This window comes from Cedecea sp., assembly GCF_036500665.1.
Lineage (GTDB): Bacteria > Pseudomonadota > Gammaproteobacteria > Enterobacterales > Enterobacteriaceae > Cedecea.
The window spans coordinates 1-2,397 of the sequence record NZ_DASYBS010000120.1 but is presented as its reverse complement, the minus strand read 5'-3'; the positions used below and the strand labels follow the sequence as shown (position 1 = coordinate 2,397).

Genomic DNA, 2,397 nt, shown 5'->3' with positions numbered 1-2,397 from the left:
TGACCCGTCCTAAATAGCGTTGACACATTTTACTCACGCACAGAGGAAAATGTGATGAACCAGTATATTAAACGCACACAACGCGATTACTCTCTATCCTTTAAACTGGCCGTCGTCGAACAGGTCGAAAAAGGCGAGATGACATACCGCCAGGCGCAAGACCGCTACGGTATCCAAGGCAACGTAACCGTCATGAACTGGCTGCGCAAATACGGTCAGCTTGACTGGCGAACTTCTCCTTCCACCAGAACGTGCGGAGACAACATGCCCAAACTCCCCCTGACGCCCGAACAGCGTATTAAAGAACTTGAGCAGCAACTGGCTGAATCTGAAATCAAAGCCCAGTTCTTCGAAGCTGTCGTCAAAGTGATGAACACCGACTTTGGCGCCACGCTGACAAAAAAGCAGCTAACCGCCTTATCGCGCAAACACAAGTACCGGGACTCACAGTAACGCGGGCCTGCCGATGGATGGGCATCAGCCGACAAGCGTGGTATCAGTCCCTGCAGCGTGAAGCAGGCAAAGAGGAACAGGCCCGGCATCTCGTCGAACAGGTGACGGCCATCCGCTTGCACCAGCCCCGGCTGGGGACACGTAAGCTGCATCACCTGTTGCGGCAACGCCCCGAACCGGCGTTGCATGTGGGGCGCGACCGGCTGTTCAGTATCCTGCGCTGCGCGCGGTTACTGGTGATGCCTAAACGGGCATATCACAAGACGACGCAGAGCCATCATCGTTTTTATCGTCATCCCAACCTGCTGAAGGCGGGGGAAAATCAGGTCATAGCCAGCCGTCCGGAACAGGTATGGGTGGCGGATATCACCTACCTGCCGCTGAGAACGGGAACGGCGTATGTCAGCCTGGTAACGGATGCCTGGTCGAGAAAAATCGTGGGGTATCACGTGCATGACAGTCTGCATACCCGGCATGTCGCCTGCGCGTTCAAAATGGCACTGGCCGGCAGACGCACGGCGTTGCCGTTGGTGCACCACTCGGACAGGGGTATCCAGTACTGCTCACAGGAATATCAGGCGTTACATCAGAGATATGGCATCACCTGCTCGATGACGGACGGGTATGACTGTTATCAGAACGCGCTGGCGGAACGGATAAACGGGATACTCAAAACGGAATACCTGCTCGGCAGGCCAGAAGATATCGCGCAGGCAAGAAAGATGGTCAGGGAGTCGGTGAACCTCTACAACACGCGGCGGCCACACCTGTCGCTGAAATACAAAACGCCCGATGAGGTTCATCGGGCGTTATCCGGCTGAAAAGTGTCAACCTATATCAGGACTAGTCACACGGATAATCTAGACACTTCTGAGTCATTTAAGATGGCTTAAAGAGAGGTGCTCATGGGCGGCAAGTGTTATCCTGAAGAGTTTAAAATTGAAGCAGTCAAACAGATTGTTGATCGTGGCCATTCTGTTTCCAGCGTTGCAACACATCTCGATATCACCACCCACCTGGATAAAGAAGTATGGGCCGGACTCTTCCACCAATGATAGCGGGCAACAGTACGGGGTTAACCGGGTCTGGTGGCTAATGAAACCTACCGGGACAAAGGCCCAAGTCGGGTACAGAAGCCCACGGGCACGCAAAGGAGAGACCAGAATAGTTACACCCAACAGGCTCCGGCGGCAGTTAAATCCAGATGCACCAGATGAACGTTGGGTAACGGACATAACTTACATCCGAACTCACGAAGGCTGGCTGTATCTGGTCGTGGTTGTTGACCTGCTCTCGCGCAAAGTTATCGGCTGGTCAATGCAACCCCGGATGACAAAAGATATTGTCCTGAATGCGCTTCTGATAGCCATGTGGCGACGTAATCCTCAAAAACAGATACAGGTTCATTCTGAACAAGGTAGTCAGTACACAAGCCACGAGTGGCAGTCGTTCCTGAAATCACATGGACTGGAAGGCAATATGAGCCGTCGTGGTAACTGTCACGACAACGCAGTTGCAGAAAGTTTTTTCCAGCTATTAAAGCGTGAACGGATAAAGAAAAAGATCTACGGAACGCGGGAAGAGGCCCGGAGCGATATTTTTGATTACATCGAAATATTTTATAAAAGTAAGCGTCGGCATGGTTCGAGTGATAAGACACTACCGACGAAACATGAAAATAAATATTATCAACGGCTCAGAAGTGTCTAGATTATCCGTAGCGATTCACCCGCCGGTGACATTACAGCCATAGACAGAACCACCATAACATTCACAACTCCGAGCATATATAAATGGATACCCCTCTGTCCCTGACGATATAAACACCACCATTTACCCTCAGAATTGAGATATAATACCTCTCACCAACTTTATACATAGTACTCCATGACTTGTCATCAGGGAGATTATCATTTCCTTTTTTTTCAATTTTTGTATAGGTAA

Annotated in this window: 2 pseudogenes; both read left to right on the top strand. The window is 50.8% G+C overall.

Annotated elements, in window-relative coordinates:
- Positions 1 to 54: 54 nt before the first annotated feature.
- Positions 55 to 1,300: pseudogene (locus VGM55_RS20320) on the top strand (IS3 family transposase).
- Positions 1,301 to 1,358: 58 nt separating this feature from the next.
- Positions 1,359 to 2,163: pseudogene (locus VGM55_RS20315) on the top strand (IS3 family transposase).
- Positions 2,164 to 2,397 lie beyond the last annotated feature (234 nt).